This window comes from Limnohabitans sp. DM1 (genome assembly GCF_001269385.1).
Classification (GTDB): domain Bacteria; phylum Pseudomonadota; class Gammaproteobacteria; order Burkholderiales; family Burkholderiaceae_C; genus Limnohabitans_A.
This window is the reverse complement of sequence record NZ_CXOO01000028.1, coordinates 1-15,213: the sequence shown is the minus strand read 5'-3', so window position 1 is coordinate 15,213 and position 15,213 is coordinate 1. Positions and strand designations below refer to the sequence as shown.

15 protein-coding genes and 2 pseudogenes are annotated in these 15,213 nt (G+C 59.9%); 10 read left to right on the top strand and 7 right to left on the bottom strand.

All coding sequences use genetic code 11. The features are described 5' to 3' along the window. From AMM33_RS11835 to AMM33_RS11820, 4 genes are all read left to right on the top strand, one after another. The coding region (locus tag AMM33_RS11835) for a transposase (RefSeq protein ID WP_194945417.1) at positions 1-516 on the top strand (516 nt) is incomplete at its 5' end. Positions 517-541: 25 nt separating this feature from the next. After that, positions 542-1,666: a sterol desaturase family protein gene (locus AMM33_RS11830; RefSeq protein WP_090141540.1), complete on the top strand. Its 1,125-nt coding sequence runs from the start codon at positions 542-544 to the stop codon at positions 1,664-1,666. A 367-nt stretch (positions 1,667-2,033) separates the two neighbouring features. Beyond that, positions 2,034-2,393, top strand: a complete 360-nt coding sequence (locus AMM33_RS11825; RefSeq protein WP_090141539.1) for a MerR family transcriptional regulator — start codon at positions 2,034-2,036, stop codon at positions 2,391-2,393. Then, the gene (locus AMM33_RS11820; protein WP_090141538.1) at positions 2,390-2,800 is read left to right on the top strand and encodes a PaaI family thioesterase; all 411 of its coding nucleotides are present in this window, start codon (positions 2,390-2,392) and stop codon (positions 2,798-2,800) included. Before AMM33_RS11825 ends, AMM33_RS11820 begins: the two co-directional genes overlap by 4 nt. 56 nt (positions 2,801-2,856) lie before the next feature. On the opposite strand, the gene AMM33_RS11815 is transcribed toward AMM33_RS11820, so the two are convergent. Beyond that, complete coding sequence (locus tag AMM33_RS11815; RefSeq protein WP_090141537.1) at positions 2,857-4,236, bottom strand: cytochrome P450; 1,380 nt, start codon at positions 4,234-4,236, stop codon at positions 2,857-2,859. A 100-nt stretch (positions 4,237-4,336) separates the two neighbouring features. Here AMM33_RS11815 and AMM33_RS11810 point away from each other — a divergent pair, with 100 nt between their 5' ends. Further along, positions 4,337-5,281, top strand: coding sequence for a helix-turn-helix domain-containing protein (locus AMM33_RS11810; protein ID WP_090141536.1), 945 nt, complete (start codon positions 4,337-4,339; stop codon positions 5,279-5,281). Here AMM33_RS11810 and AMM33_RS11805 read toward each other — a convergent pair. The 6 genes from AMM33_RS11805 to AMM33_RS11780 form a co-directional block, all read right to left on the bottom strand. After that, positions 5,278-5,889 (bottom strand): CYTH domain-containing protein, encoded by a 612-nt coding sequence (locus tag AMM33_RS11805; RefSeq protein ID WP_090141535.1) that lies wholly within the window; start codon positions 5,887-5,889, stop codon positions 5,278-5,280. The two genes, AMM33_RS11810 and AMM33_RS11805, sit on opposite strands and share 4 nt — an antisense overlap. Before the next feature lie 96 nt (positions 5,890-5,985). Then, on the bottom strand, positions 5,986-6,951 hold the full coding sequence (locus AMM33_RS11800) for a DMT family transporter (RefSeq protein WP_369802436.1): 966 nt from the start codon (positions 6,949-6,951) through the stop codon (positions 5,986-5,988). Between the two features lie 154 nt (positions 6,952-7,105). Next, a complete protein-coding gene (locus AMM33_RS11795) occupies positions 7,106-8,425 on the bottom strand; it encodes a DASH family cryptochrome (RefSeq protein ID WP_090141542.1) in 1,320 nt (439 codons plus the stop codon). Positions 8,426-8,428: 3 nt separating this feature from the next. Then, on the bottom strand, positions 8,429-10,027 hold the full coding sequence (locus AMM33_RS11790) for a cryptochrome/deoxyribodipyrimidine photo-lyase family protein (RefSeq protein WP_090141534.1): 1,599 nt from the start codon (positions 10,025-10,027) through the stop codon (positions 8,429-8,431). Further along, positions 10,024-10,587 (bottom strand): hypothetical protein, encoded by a 564-nt coding sequence (locus AMM33_RS11785; protein ID WP_090141533.1) that lies wholly within the window; start codon positions 10,585-10,587, stop codon positions 10,024-10,026. The genes AMM33_RS11790 and AMM33_RS11785 overlap by 4 nt, the downstream gene beginning before the upstream one ends. A 26-nt stretch (positions 10,588-10,613) precedes the next feature. Further along, positions 10,614-11,606: a MerR family transcriptional regulator gene (locus tag AMM33_RS11780; protein ID WP_090141532.1), complete on the bottom strand. Its 993-nt coding sequence runs from the start codon at positions 11,604-11,606 to the stop codon at positions 10,614-10,616. Between the two features lie 122 nt (positions 11,607-11,728). Between AMM33_RS11780 and AMM33_RS11775 the strand changes: the two genes are divergently transcribed. The 5 genes and pseudogenes from AMM33_RS11775 to AMM33_RS11755 form a co-directional block, all read left to right on the top strand. Beyond that, positions 11,729-12,223, top strand: a complete 495-nt coding sequence (locus AMM33_RS11775; RefSeq protein ID WP_090141541.1) for an RrF2 family transcriptional regulator — start codon at positions 11,729-11,731, stop codon at positions 12,221-12,223. A 224-nt stretch (positions 12,224-12,447) separates the two neighbouring features. Beyond that, positions 12,448-13,434, top strand: coding sequence for an NADPH:quinone reductase (locus AMM33_RS11770; RefSeq protein ID WP_090141531.1), 987 nt, complete (start codon positions 12,448-12,450; stop codon positions 13,432-13,434). 122 nt (positions 13,435-13,556) lie between these two features. After that, positions 13,557-14,399 (top strand): GNAT family N-acetyltransferase, encoded by an 843-nt coding sequence (locus AMM33_RS11765; protein WP_090141530.1) that lies wholly within the window; start codon positions 13,557-13,559, stop codon positions 14,397-14,399. Positions 14,400-14,542: 143 nt separating this feature from the next. Next, positions 14,543-14,806 (top strand): annotated as a pseudogene (locus AMM33_RS11760) (UDP-2,3-diacylglucosamine diphosphatase); the annotation flags it as partial. A 64-nt stretch (positions 14,807-14,870) separates the two neighbouring features. Continuing rightward, positions 14,871-15,213, top strand: a pseudogene (locus AMM33_RS11755) (ISL3 family transposase); the annotation flags it as partial.

The window sequence follows — 15,213 nt, the reverse complement described above, 5'->3', positions numbered from 1 at the left end:
ATCGGTCACGCAAGCACTGCAGTGGACAAGATGCGCCGGATCGAGCAGAAGACCGACAAGTCTCTCAAGGGCATGCGCTGGACTTTGCTCAAAGACACAGCCAAGCTCAAACCGGAGGCGGCAGCTGAACTGGATGCGTTGATGGCCAAGATGACCGTCAAACGCACGGCCAGGGCGTGGTCCTACAAAGAGCAGTTGCGTGAGATCCTTGATCGAAAGCAGATCAACGTTGTGCGAACCATGCTGGATCACTGGTGCACATGCGTGATGCGCTCCAAGGTCGAACCGATGAAGGACGTTGCCAAGATGATCCGCGCTCATATGGAAGGCATCGTGGCCTGGGCGCAGACACGCCAGACCAACGGATTCCTCGAAGCCATCAACGGTTTGTTCCAGGCATCCAAGCGTCGTGCGCGTGGGTTTACGCGAATCACAACGATCAAGACTGTCATCTTCTTGATCGCCGGGAGACTCGACTTCCACGCTATCAATCCTCATGCTGGGCAACCCACTTGAAATTCATCAGAGCCGAATTTTGAATATGTGGCAACGATGGAAAAAATTATGGAACGCCGATGGTGAGTTGGAGACAGGAAAAGGCATGGTGACAGGCGTGCTGGCTTTGGTGCTGGGCATCTTGTGTTCATTGGGTAGCCTGGCATTTCATTTTCCCGAATACTTCACCACACCACAGTTGCGGCGCAGCTATGACGTGGCACTGATCCGCCAGCTCATGCTCATCGCCATGGTGGTGGCCGGTGGTTTGAGTCTGGTGAACATGCTGTTCAACCGCCAGCGCTGGCTCTCGGCTACAGCCTTTGGCTTGGTGCTGATCACGGCCTTGGCGGGTGGGCACAAGGTGCCCGTCAATGACTTTGCTGACGGTACGCCTTATATCGGTCTGGACTGGATGATTCTGGATTTGCTCGGGTCGGCGCTGATTTTCATCTTCATTGAAAAGTTGTTTGCTTTGCGCAAATCACAGCCCGTGTTCCGGCCTGAGTGGCAAACCGATCTGGTGCATTTTGGAGTGAATCACTTGCTGATCGGCTTCATGCTGCTGGTCACCAATTTGCTGGTGCATCGCTTGTTTGGCTGGGCATCGGTGGATGGTGTGCGTGGCTGGGTGGCCGCCTTACCGTTTGCTGTCGCGCTGCCTTTGATCATTCTGGCTGCCGATTTGGTGCAGTACTGGACGCACAGGGCCTATCACGAAGTGCCCTGGCTGTGGCGGCTTCATGCGGTGCATCACAGTGCCAAGCACATGGACTGGCTGGCCGGTTCGCGTCAGCACTTGCTGGAAATCCTGATCACCCGCACCTTGGTTTTGGCCCCGATCTACACGCTTGGATTTTCCAAAGAGGTGATTGACGCTTACATCGTGGTGGTGGGTTTTCAGGCGGTGTTCAACCATGCCAATGTGAGCGTGCGTCTGGGGCCGTTGCGCTATGTGGTGGTGTCGCCCAACTTCCACCATTGGCACCACAGCCAGGACCAGGAGGCGCTGGACCGCAACTATGCGGCGCATTACGCCTTTCTGGATCATATGTTTGGCACGGCCGTGCGCAGCGACAAGATGTGGCCCGAGCACTATGGTGTGCTGGGCGACTATGTGCCCAATGGGTTCATCAAGCAGTTCAAGTTTCCGTTTGTCTGGAAGGGGTGAAATTCCGGGGCTCTGCCTTGGCCGGGTTTGCCGGGCTCTCGTTCAATGAGGTAGGCATTGTCTGAACCCTAGAGTCGGCGCTTGTCCGCCAGCCATCATGTGGCCGGTGGACAAGCCTCTGGCCTATGACGAGGCGTTGGACAATGCGCATGTGACGTGTAATGTGCGCGAGGGCTTTTCGCCGTATTGGCATGTGCCGGTCTTGGTGGGTTGAGGCGCTTGTCGGCTTGAAGATGCTGAGCTTATGGTGGCCTTGGCTGTTGATGCAGGCCGCTCCAAACTGACGTGCTTTCAGATTTCAGGTGTTGTCGCTCATGCGTCATCTCTGAAAACCTTGGCGCTGTGCGAGCGTTGCTAGACTGAATTCATGCGCATTTCAGAACTCTCGGCCAAAACGCAAGTGTCGGTGCACCGCTTGCGGCGATACGAAGCAGCAGGCCTTATTGCGAGCCAGCGCTTGTCCAACGGCTACCGCGATTACGACGAAAAAACCGTCAAGCACGTCATCTTCATTGCCATGTCGCGGGAGATGGGGTTTTCACTGCCCTTCATCGCCGAGTATTTGCCACGCTTCAAAACGGGCAAATTGTCGGCGCAAGACATGATCGACGCGATCTTGGCGCGCGTGGTCGAGATTGACCAAATCCTGACCGAGCAACAAGCACTTCGCAAAAAACTGATGGACCACATCGGGTGGTTCAAAACCCAAGCCAGGAGAAAGCAATGAGTCCACTTGAGATGCTGAAAAAAATCAATGCCATGGCCGAATTCAATCGGTGGTGTGGCATCGAAGTGACGGTTGCTGAACCCGGCTTTGTGGAAATTCAGATGCCCTGGCGCCCAGAGGTCGGGCAGTATTCAGGCTTCTTGCATGCGGGTTTGATCGGCACTCTGATCGATACCGCATGTGGTTTCGCAGCGGGCACCATTGCAGGGCCGAATTTGCTGGCCGCCAACTTTTCGGTTAATTGCTTGCGCCCCGCCATCGGTCAGAAGTTCATCGCCCGGGCACGGGTTGTCAAACCGGGAAAAGCTCAGGTGTTCACCAGCTGCGATTTGTTTGCTGTGGATGCAGTGGGTGAAAAACTGGTGGCCAATGGTCAGACTTTGCTCACGGTGGTTAAACCCGCGTGAACATCAGGGATTTTTATCCACTGTGCTGGGACAGTTCAGCTTTCAAGTCCATGGATTTATTCGCGTGCATGAAGCCTTAACCGGATGGGTTGCGCGGGTCTCAAGGTCACGGCCAGATCACCCTTTGGCCAGGCTGCGCCTTCAGGCCACACCAAGTTGAAACGCTGCATCAGCATGGCCCCGATCAGGCCCATTTCGAGCATGGCAAAGTGCTGGGCAATGCAGACCCTGGCGCCGGTGCCAAAGGGCATCCACGTACCGCGAGGCATGGGGGGTGCGTCGGGCAAAAAGCGTTCTGGCTTGAATGCATCGGGTGATTCGAACCAGCGTGGATCGCGTTGAATGACATACGGTGTGAAGGCCATCAGGTGGCCTTTGGGCAAGGTCCATGGCCCGACCGTCAAAGCCCTGCATGCCCGGCGAGTGAACAGGATGGCTGCGGGCGGGTAAAGGCGCATGGCTTCTTTGAGGCTGGCTTGCAGCCATGGCAGTTGCTGCAAGGAGGCAGGCGTTGGGGGCTCGCCTTGCAGCACCGCATCGACTTCGGCGTGGATGCGCTCTGCCACTTCGGGGTGACGAGCGATCAGCCCGCACCACCAGGTCATGGCCGTGGCTGTGGTTTCATGTCCGGCCTGAAACATCACCATGGTCTGGTCGTGCAACTCTTGTGCACTCAGGCCTTGATCGGGGTGCTCTGGGTCGCGCGCTTGCCGCAGCATGGTCAGCAGGTCTTCGCCATCGTGTTGCTTGGCTGAAGGGCTGGCCTGAATGTGCTGCTGGATCATCCGGTCCAGCGTTTGTTTGGCGTGGCGCACTTTGCGCACCGAAGGCAGGGGCATCCAAAGCGGCCATGAAAACCGCTTGAACATCTCTTGGATGCCCGAATGGCTCAGAGTCTGGATGGCTTCCGAGATGGGCCGGGCATCGGTGACCTGGTGTGCGCCGAACAGCGCCCGCAAAATCACGTCCAGCGTCATGGTGGTCATGAGCGCATCCATGTCCACGCTTTGTTCTGCTGGGCGTCGGGCCAGGTCGCCCAGTGCATCTTGCGCAGCGGACGTCATCAAGGCGGCGTAACCTGCCACGCGCTTAGGACTGAATCCCGGCTGCAACATGCGGCGCTGGCGCTGCCATTGCACGCCTTCGGTCACCAGCACACTTTGTCCCATGGACACGCTGAAGACATCGGTGGCGCGTTCCCAGCGGATCAGCGCATCGGCTTGGTCCACCAGCACTTGACGCACCCATTCAGGGTGAAAGACGTGGGTGATGTGTTCGTTCAGAACCTGCACATGAGCAATGTCCGGTTGTTGGCGCTGCAAGTCGGCCACAAAGCCCAGGTAGTCGGCTTTCATGGTGCGCAGGTGGTTCAGTCCCCACAGGGGGGCAGACGGGCCGGGGGGTAATGTGTGCGAGGCTTGGGTTTGTGTCTTCATGGCGCAATTTTGCGCGGCGTGCGCGTGGGGTGTCTTGAACCGAATCGACACTTTAAGGTTATATGTTTTTGATAGTTGACCGCTTACCTATACTTTGGGTATGTCGTCAGTTCATGCTTCACAACGGTTTTCGCCTGTCCGTACTTGGTTGCCGCCTTGGGGGCTGAGGGCTTGCGTGCGTGCGGTGATGTGGCGCAGTACCGTGGGCATGGAATTGACGGAATTGCAGCGCTGGGGGCATTACCCTGCTGGCCCCGTGTGCACCATCAGTTATCTGCTTCAGGGCAGCTGCGACGTTCTGGCGGCAGGTGCGGGCAGCGATCCCTTCTCTGAACGTCAGCCCGCGCCACGCATGTCGGTGATGGGGCCGCACAGTTCGCCCCGCAGTGCTGTTTATGGCCCTGAGGCCGAAGGCGTGATGCTCTTTTTTTACCCGGATGCCCTTTGGGCCATGACCGGGGTGCCGCCGCAGACCTTTGGCAATCAGATCGTGGATGCGCACAGCGTATTGCCTGCGGCCTTGTTGGCGGTGTGCAGGCGTTTGTTCGAGGCGAGCGATGTCCACCAGGGCGTGCAGCGGTTTTTCGATGAGCTGTCGCCCATCTGGCAGCAGCGTCTGCTGGCGCTACCTGAACATGGCGAACAGCCCATTGAGTCGGGACAGAGCTTTGCGCCTTGGATGCAGGCCCTGGCCTTGCGGGCCGCCGCCACCGGCTGGGGGCGAAGTTTGCGACAGTCCGAGCGCCGCATCAAGCAGTGGACGGGCTGGTCTTTGCGCAAATTGCAAGGCTCTGTCAGGGGTGAAGCTGTATTTTTTGCAGTGATGGAGGCCATGCTCGAAGAGCGCCTAGACTGGGCTCAAATAGCACTGGACAACGGGTTTTCAGACCAAAGCCATTTCATCCGGGAGACCCGCCGCATCACCGGCTTCAGCCCCGAGGCGTTGCGCCATGGACTCATCCATGAGGAAGCGTTTTGGGTGTACCGGGCTTGGGCGCAGTTGGCGGGTTATGAGGTGCCAGCGCCTGCGGCGCTGGCCGATTAGGCACGCTGCCAAAGCGCCATCCCCCTTTGTGCCTTGCTAGTGTCGCTGGGTGCAAGTGTCACGGGGCCTTGCGGTGTCTGGCGCAGCACTTTGGCCAGCGCCATCAAAGCGGATTCGGGGCCACTCAGCAGTTCCAGTTCCAGCTCCAGCAGGGGCTCGCTCAGGGCAGTGCCGGGCACATGGATGCGGCCTTGATCGAGGGCGACTTCGATGCGCGCGTCATCATGCGTGATGACCCAGCGCTGGCGTTCAAAGTCGGTGCAAAACAGGGCCTTCAATGAAGGGCGCAGCGCCATCAGCTCGGCGGCCAAGGCGACGTCATCCACCAGTGTGTCGAACTGCAAGGCACCCGGGCTGGTGGGGCCTTCCCACTCTTGCCTGCGTGACAGGCCGTTTTCGCTTTGCCCTGCTGTTTTCACCGTCAGCAGCCATTGCGTGCCCGCCAAACGCTCACGCACGGCCATGCGGCGCTCTTGCAGTTTCAAATCTGGTGTGTCGAAGTAGGTGTTGAGCAGCCGTTGCTCAGTGCCACCTTGAGCCATCAAAGGGTGTGACAGCAGGTGCGGTAGGTCTTGCAAGGTGAGGGAGAGTTTGAGTTCGGTTTCCATGACAGCGGACGGGGTTGGGCGGTTCACGGCAAACGGGGACCGCAAATGCCGTATTGGAGCAGGGTCTGAATTCGGAAGATCAGCAGGTTGAGCGTGTCAACGCACAGGTTTGACCCGCACGCCCCCTACGACACCCAGGACCAGCAACGCAATGCCTGTCAGCGTCAAGGGTTCAGGCCACTGACCCCGCAGCAAAAATGCATAAGCCAGCGCGGCCAGGGTTTCAAACACGATGAGCTGGCCCGCCAGCGCGGTGGGCAGGCGTTGGCTGGCGGCGTTCCAGCACAGGGTGCCCAACCACGAAGCAAACAGGCCAATCGCCACCATGAGGCCGATGAATTCGTGGGGGCGTGGCCCCAGCGGCATCGGCAAGGGGTCGTGTGTGGTGCTGGTCCACCCCCAGAATGCGGCATAACCCAGCAGGGCCAGCGGCAGGGTGGTCAAGCCTTGTGCGGTGGCCCACACGCGGGGCTTGCTCGCGGGGTGGCTGCGCAGCCAGTCGGCGTTTTTGAGTGGGTACCAGGTCCAGCAAACCACTGCGCCCACCGCCAGCGCGGCCCCGGTGATGTAGCGCGTGGTGTCGGCCGCCGGGTTTTGCACCAGGGCTGTCCACTCCACATGGTTGACGCAGGCGATGCCCAGCAAAATGAGCGCCAGTGGCGGCGCGAGTTGGCGCCACGGAAAGCGCCCGTCGCGCTGGTGGTTGAGCAAGTTGGCCGAAACGGCAATCACCACCGGCAGCGTGCCGATGATCATGGTGGGCAGGGCACCGCCCGCACGCTGGATGGCGCTGGCCAGAAACAGGTAATAGAGCACGTTGCCAATCGCCGCCAATTTCAGCGCGGCCAGCCAGTCGCTGCGTGTGAGTTGGCGGATGTCGGCGCGGTCCACAAAGGCCAGTGGCAGCGCAATCAGTCCAAAAGCCAGGTACCGGCCAAAGGTGTGCAGTGCCGCGGGGTATTCGGGCAGCATCAGAGGGCCGACAAACACCAGACCCCACATCATGCCGGCGGCCAAAGAAAAGAAGATGCCGCTCCACAAGGCGGTGGCGTTTTGAGGCATGGTGCAACAGGAAGGATGTGGAAGAAGGCTTTTCAGGCGCGCAGATATCAATTGCGCCGCAATGCCAAGGCGCGCCGGCCCACGGTGACGATCAGGCAGCCCAGCAGGCGCAGTGTGAAAGCCCAGGGTTGAATGGCATGCATGCACAGGATTATCAGGCCAGCCAGACCTGCCGATAGCGCCCTTGCGCGTCGTGGTCCTGGGTTTGTTTGGCGGGGTTGAAGCGCCTGCCCACACGCGGGTCGGTGCCTCGGCCGCTCACATACAACCAGTTGCCTTGGTTGCTGCACACGTCAAAGTCCACCAGCTGTGATTCGAACCAGGCCGCGCCCGCACGCCAGTCGCATGACAGGTCGTGCACCAGAAAGCTGGCCACGATTTGGCGCATGCGGTTAGAGGTGAAGCCCGTGGCCGCCAGCTCGCGCATGCCCGCGTCCACGATGGGCTCGCCGGTTTGGCCGTTGCACCAGCGCTGAAAGTCCTTGGGAAAGTGTGAGGGTTGGGGCAGGTTCGACAAGCCGCGTGCCGCATAGAGTTGCGGGCCGTGTTGCCGGTGCAGCAAGCGGAAGTTGTCGCGCCACAACAGTTCAAACCAGAGCCAATACGTGCCGTCGTTGCTGCCATGCGTTTGCTCGTAGGCCTGCAGCTCGGCCCAGATGCGGCGGGCTGACACCGCGCCTGTGGCCAGCCAGGGCGACCAGTGGCTGCTGGTGTGCTGGCCTTGCAAGGCGTTGCGGGTTTGTTTGTAGCGATCGGGCCAAGGGGGCGTGAGGTAGCTGTGCAGATGGGCCAATGCGCTGGCTTCGCCGCCCCGGCATGCGGCTTGTGTATAGGTGAAATTCGAGCGTGGGTGCGCGTCGCCCTCGGTGTGGGCTTGCAGCAGCGTGAAGGCGTCTTCGGTCCAGCCGGGCAAGGCGGTCATGTTGTCACTCGGAGGCGCATTCAGTTGGGTCAGTGCAGGCAGCGGTGCCAAGGGCTGTAGCCCCGCCGATTCGATGCGTTGGCGAAACTCGGTGAAGACCTGCGGCATGTCTTCGGCCGCAAAGGGCAGGGCGTCGGGTTCGATCAGGCTGGACTGCCACAAGGTTTTGACCGTGAGGCCCGCATGGATCAGGGCTTGCACCTGCGCTTGTTCTTCGGGCGCGGCGATGTCTTCGCAAAACACGGTGTCAGCTCGCACCAGGCGAGCGCAGGCGGGCAGTACATCGGCCACAGGCCCGTGCAGCAAGACCAGGCGCTGCCCCAAAGCTTTCAATGAAGTTTGCAAGTCTTGCAGCGTGTCGGCCACAAAGCGCCTGCGGTGCTCGCCCGTACGGCGAAAGCCCCAGGCGGTGGGCGCGTCTTGCACGGGTTCGTGCACATAAACCAGCAGCAGGCCTTGGCCATGGGCCTGAGCGTGCTCAACGGCTTGCTGGAGTGCACGTTGGTCGTGCAAGCGCAAGTCGTTTCGAAACCAGAAAAGCGTGGTGCGCATCATTTAAAAATCAAAGCCCAGCTGGTTGCTGGGTGGGGTGTTGGTTGAAGAGGACTTGCCCGACTTTCGGCGGCTGGTCTTGGGTGTATCCGAGTCGCGGGTGAACACGTCACGTTGCGCGCCGCTGCCATGTTTGCGCGAAGCGTGTTTCTCGACGATGGCTTTTTTGCCAGCTTTCACACCGGGTTCGGCCCGCCGGGCGTGCAGCGCGGCTTTGGAGCTGCGCGTGGCTTCGGCCAAATCCACCACGGGCAGGGGAATGTCGGCGTTAGGCCCGCTGCCCACCGTCAGGCCGCAGTGGCGCTGCACTTCAGGGGGCATGAGCCAAGGCTCGAACAACCAGGTGTCGGGCATGCGGCGCATGTGGGGCAGCCAGCGGCGCACAAAGATGCCTTTGGGGTCGTGGTCTTGCGCTTGTTTGATGGGGTTGTACACCCGCGTGGTGTTGATGCCGGTGGTGCCCGACTGCATTTGCAGCTGGCTCCAGTGGATACCGGGTTCGTAGTCCAGAAACTGCGTGGCCAGCCAATGGCCCACGGGCCGCCAGTCCAGCCACAGCGGATAAGCCGCCACCGACACCAGCATGGCCCGCATGCGAAAGTTCAGCCAACCGGTTTCATGCAGCATGACCACGCAAGCGTCCACCATGGGCCAGCCGGTGCGTGCAGACGTCAGGGCCGCAAAGTGCGCATCGCTCCAGCCGTCTTCGCGCAGGCCGTCATAACCCCGGTGCATGTTGCGCCACTCGATCTCGGGCTCGCTTTCGAGCTTTTGGATGAAGTGGCAATGCCAATACAAGCGGCTGATGAAACCGATCAGGCCCGCCCGGTGCCTGCCCGCTTGCGGCGGCAGGGCATCGAGCGCAGCGCGGGTGCTTTGCACCACTTCGCGCAGGCTGATGCAGCCCCAAGCCAAGTAGGCGGAAATGCGCGAACAGGCTGTGGGCGAAGTCAGCGGCGATGAAATGCCGCCTCGGTAACCCAGCGCCCGCGCATCCAAAAAGCTGTGCAAGGTCTCCAGACCCCAGCTGCGCCCACCGCGCTGGCGCTGGGCGGGGTTGTGCTGCAGACCGGGTGGCGGTGTCATCACTTCGGGGCCAAAATTTTCAGGCGCGTGAAAAAAGTACAACTCTGGCAAGACCGCTTGCGGCGCGGCCATGTGTGCTTCCCAGTGGGCCTGCCAGGTGTTGCGGCTTTTGAGGCGTCGCACCACGCCAAACTGAGGCAACTCGGTCCAGCCCACGCCTGCACTGCGGCACCACGCGCCCACTTGCAGATCCCGCTCGTACGTGAACGCGTTGCCGGTTTCTTGGTGCGCCACCAGTTCGGCAAACGGCGCTTGCGCATGCAGAGCCGCCAGCACCTGCACCGCAGGGCCCACGCGCACCTGCAAGCTGCCGCCCAGCGCTTGCAGTTCTTCGTGCAGTTCACACAAAGATTCACGGACAAATTCAAAGTGCTGCAAAGCCGCATCGGGCTGCGCCCACAGATCGGGCTCGACGATGTACAGGCACAGCACCGGCCCTTGCGCTGCAGCGTGCGCGAGCGCCGCATGGTCATGCAGCCGCAGGTCGCGTTTGAACCAGACGACGCGGTACGTCATGGCCGCAACCCGAGGGCTGAAACGGGGCCCAACCTGGCAGGGCCTTGGCCGTAACGCTTGAGGTCAATCTCAAAGCAAGCCAGCAGCGGTTCAGGCAATTCGGGCGCTTGCTGGCGCAGGTAGCGGCGCACAAAGTCGGCGGCATGCCAGGGGGCGGCAGAGCCACTCCAGACGGCGCTGTCCAGGATGAGCCAAGCCCCGTTGAGCTGGCGCAGCACCACGATGCTGGGGTTCAGCGTTTTGAACGCCACTTCGGCCATGGCCCAGTCGCCTTGCGTTTGCACTTGAAAGAGCTCGGCTTGCAGGGAGTCGGGCAGGCTGTGTGCTTGAATAGCTTGCAAAACAGCCTCAGCCGTGGCGCTGGTGATGGCTTGGGTTTGCACGGAGCGGCAATCTTGGCGCATCTGTCGCCAGCGCTCTGACAGCCAGCCCCGGGCGTCAAACAATCGGCCGCTGACTTGCAGCAAGCTTGAGCGGTCTTGGTGAACCCAGTCGATGTGGCTGTCCATGATCAGGAGGCCGAGGACCCCTACAAGCGTGGCTGCGACGTGGCGTTTCATGGGCTGCTGGGATGGTTTGGGCCAGATCAAACGTCTTCTTGCAGCGAAATGCCTTCGTGCGTGGCCACCATGAGCAGCGCTTTTTCAAACAGGTTGCGGGCAGTGGCGGCCATGGTGTTGAGTTGGGTGTGCAGTTCGGCGTCTTTGGCGCTCAGGTTCAGGCAGGCACGGCTGTAGTCTTCGAATCGGGCAATCTGGCCCAGAAGTTCAGCCAGATGTCGGGGGCACTCGCAAAGCACCTGATTGGGGTTGTTGGCCACCCGTTGCAACACCGTGTCAGAAAATTGGCGGGGGGGAATGTGGTGGTTTTGCACCGTCCAGGCGGGGGGCTGCAGCGCAGGTCGGGTGCGCAGCAAGATGTCTGCCAGGGCCATGTCGTTCAGGGGGTCTTGGTGCACGAGGTAACCCGCATCGCGCAAGCTGGTCACGGCCTTGAGCTGTCCAAAGTTGTACAACACCAAGGTTTGCCGCGGCCCATGCCATTGCGCCAAAGTCTGAATCTGTTGAGCTTGGTGCTCATTCAAACCATTGAGCGACACCAGCAGCACATCTGGTGCCGGGCTGAGGCGGTCAGCACTGGCTTCGTCAAGGTGGGACCACACCTTTTGAATGGGCAGGGCCTGGCCCTGCCAAATGGCATTGAACTGTGCAGACTGCAAGCGTTGCGCCAGGGGCAGTCCGATGACCGCCCATGTGCTGCTGAGGGGGGCTGCCAGTGCAGTTGGGGGGACTTGTGTTGCCGCTAGGCCCTGGCCTGTTTGCTGCAATTGCTGAAGTTGCGCCGTGGACAAGCCCGCAATCAGGCTGATGCCGTGCCCTTGGCTGCTGAGGGCTTTGAGCAATACGGCTTTGCGCAAATCGTCTTCGTTGTAGAGCCTGTGTTGCCCATGCGTGGTGTGGGGCGAAAACGCTTGGTAGCGCGATTGCCAGATTCGCAGGGTGGGCACGGGAATGCCGCTGAGCTTGGAGACCGCTCCAATGCGGTAGAGCGAAGGGCTGGATGACGAGCTTGTGTTCATTATTTGTATAGATTTTGAGCCGCAATTCTAAGTTAAAACATCGTTAATGAAAAAATTTATAGATTGTGAGTCGATTATTTAACTTTAAACAATACAATATCAACTCAACATTGGAGCGCCTCATGATCCTGAAGAAAACAGCCAAAGCGGTCGATATTGCAGTTTTCATCACGGCTCGCGCGTCTGTCAGCCCGGTGACCACGGAAGACATTGCCTCAGGCTTGAGCCTGTCGTCCTCTTACACGGAATCCATCCTCAAAGACTTGCGTGAGGCCGGTTTGATCCGTGCACACCGTGGGCCGGGTGGCGGTTACCAAATTCGTGGCAACCCCGAAGACATCTTGCTGTGGGATGTGGTCAAGCATTTTGAAGAAGTGCACAGCTTTGACACCCTCTACCCCGAAGTCGATCACCCCATGAAGGGGCTTGAGGTGGCCATACAAGACCAATTGCGAAGTTTGCTTCAGGCCCAAACGCTGGCCGATGTGGCGGTGCCCATCATGCCCAGTGGCGCCAAAGTCACGGCCATGCTTGGCCAATTCAGGCTCAAGCCATTGCCTCCGCCCATCATGCCCAAGGCGCCCAACTCGGTGTTTCAACTGAGCATGATGCTTTGAGACTGTGATCGCCTGGATCGTTTTGCTGCAGTTCAGGCTCTTCTTCTGTGGGGGCGGCAGCGAGATGCGCAGACGACAGGCGTGAATCATTTGGGAAACTACGATCTTGTGGGATTCTGACGTGGCGTGTCTCCTTGGGCTTGCGAGGAACCGGTCTTCCTGCGCCTGAAGGGCGAACTGCATGGCACCCCCATCCCCCATTTGAATCTGAAAGGAAACAGCTCATGAAAGCAGCCTGGTACACACACAACGGAGAAGCCCAAGACGTGATGGTTGTGGGTGAACTGCCCACACCCCAGCCCGCAGCAGGAGAAGTGCTGGTCCGGCTGGTCACCTCCGGCGTGAACCCTTCGGATGTCAAATCGCGCCGCGCCAGGGCCTTGACCGATCCTTTGATCGTGCCGCACAGCGACGGCGCGGGCATGATCGAGGCGGTGGGCTCTGGCGTGCCAGCTTCACGCGTAGGCGAGCGGGTCTGGCTTTGGAACGGCCAATGGCAGCGTCCACTGGGCACATGTGCCGAGTACATGGCCTTGCCCCAAGAGCAGGCCGTGGTGTTGCCAGAAGGCACAGATTTTGCGGCGGGCGCCTGCATGGGCATTCCCGGGCTGACAGCGGTGCAGGCGGTGACGCTGGCCGAGCGGCTGGCGGGCGATTTGCGCGGCCAGACGGTGCTGGTCACCGGCGCATCTTCGGCGGTGGGGCACTACATCACGCAAATGGTGACGCAAGCCGGTGGTCATGTGCTGGGCACGGTTGGCTCGCCAGCCAAGGCCCAGCATGCGCAAGCCGCTGGCATGCAGGAGGCCATTTATTACAAGAGCGAATCGGTGCCCGACCGGGTCAAGGCGCTGACGCAAGGCCGGGGCGCTTCGGTGATCATTGACATGGATTTTTCGACCACAGCCGCATGGGCTGCCCAAGGGGCTTTGGCGCCACACGGTCAAGTCGTTTGCTATGGCTCCAATGCGCTGGATGTGTCCTTGCCATTTCGGCCATGGCTGTTTCAGTCGATGGCCGTCCAGTTCTTTTTGGTCTATGACCTGAGGCCCGCAGACCGCGCCGCAGCCTTGGCGCGGCTGACTGGCCTGTTGCAGGCGCAGTCATTGATTCACACCATCGGTGCGCGCTGCACGCTCGATCAGGTGGCTGAGGCCCACCGCCTGGTCGAGGCGGGGCAGACGCTGGGCAATGTGGTGATCGAGTTGTAAATGTATGGCCTGTGCGCCTGAGCCCGTGCAAGCGTGGTCGTCATGAAAATTTCACGCGAATGACTTTTTGATGTCATCGCCTCCTTTAATGATGGAAAGCAAGATCATTAGGAGTAGACGACATGAGAGAGTTACCCAATCCCACGTTCGCACTGTCCCCGGTCAGCTTGCCCAGGGGGTCACTTCATCCGGCGCAGCCCAACAGTGCTGTTGATTTCCTGCCTCGTCGCGCCAAAAGCGCTATTGAAGTCACTTGGGCAAAACATCAAGACGAAGTACGCGAGGCGCAACGACTGAGGTTTGATATTTTTGGCACCGAGATGGGGGCGCGCTTGTCCAGCCATCTGCCAGGGCACGACATCGACCTGTTTGATGATTATTGTGAACACCTGCTGGTGCGTGACACCGCGACGGGCATGGTGGTGGGCACCTACCGCGTGCTGACGCCTGCGCAAGCCAAACGTGCAGGCAGCACCTACAGTGACACCGAGTTTGACCTGACCCGTCTGCGCGACATGCGCAACCGCACGGTGGAGCTGGGGCGCAGCTGCGTGCATGCCGAGCACCGCCAGGGCGGCGTGATCATGGCTTTGTGGGGCGCGCTGTTTGAATTCATGGAGCGCAACCAGCTGGACGTCATGATCGGTTGCGCCAGCATTCCCATGCTGCACAACGGGGTGGTCAGTGGCGATGCGGCAGCCAGCATCTGGCGCCAGTTGCGTGAAACCCATCTGGCCCCGATTCAGGACCATGTGCGCCCGCGCCTGCCTTTGCCAGTTGAAGAGTTGAATGCGCATCTCGACATCGAGCCTCCGGCACTCATCAAAGGCTATTTGCGACTGGGCGCCAAGGTGCTGGGCGCACCCGCCTGGGACCCGGACTTCAACACCGCCGATTTGCCCATGTTGATGCGCACAGCCGATTTGCCTGCCCGCTACCGCAAGCATTTCAAGTCAGCGGTGTGAGCATGTCGCACGCCGATTTGCAAAAAACAATGTTCTTTGAGGCGCCGCACGCGGTACTCGGCCACGGTCACCTTGCAGATGACAAGCCCTTGCCCAGTCATGCGGGTGATCCTGCCGAAGACGATGATGTACACGCAGATCGAATGCAGCTGCGCGCTATTTTCATTTCAGACCTGCACATTGGAACGCCAGGTTTTCAGGCTGAAGCGCTGCTGGATTTTTTGAAACACCACCCCAGCGACATGTTGTATCTGGTGGGTGACATCGTGGACGGTTGGCAGTTGCGTCGTCGCTGGTTCTGGCCGCAAAGCCACAACGATGTGCTGCAAAAACTGTTGCGCCGTGCGCGCAAGGGATGCCGCGTGATTTATGTGCCGGGTAACCATGATGAGTTTGCAAGGCATTTTGGGTTCTCTTGAAATTTGAGTGGGTAAGCTTCTGCCATATTGATCAACTTTTGAGCGTGAATTGATGACTGCCAAGCTGTTTGAATCTGCCCTGGGCATCACTGACCCGTGGTGCGTTGCCTCGGTTGAGTTCGACGAAGGTGCCAAGACCTTGACGATATTGATTGACTTCAAAGTCGGCAGTCGCTTTGCAGTCTCGGGTCACGATGGGCTGCATGGTGTGCACGACACGGTGGCCAAGACGTATCGGCACCTGAACTTCTTTCAACACGAGTGCCATCTGCAAGTTCGCACGCCTCGCGTGAAACTTCCCAACGGTTCGGTGCGGTTGGTCGAGCCTGATTTTGCCGGGCGACTTAATGGCTTCACCTTGCTGTTTGAAGCCTTCATTCTGATGCTGTCTGGCC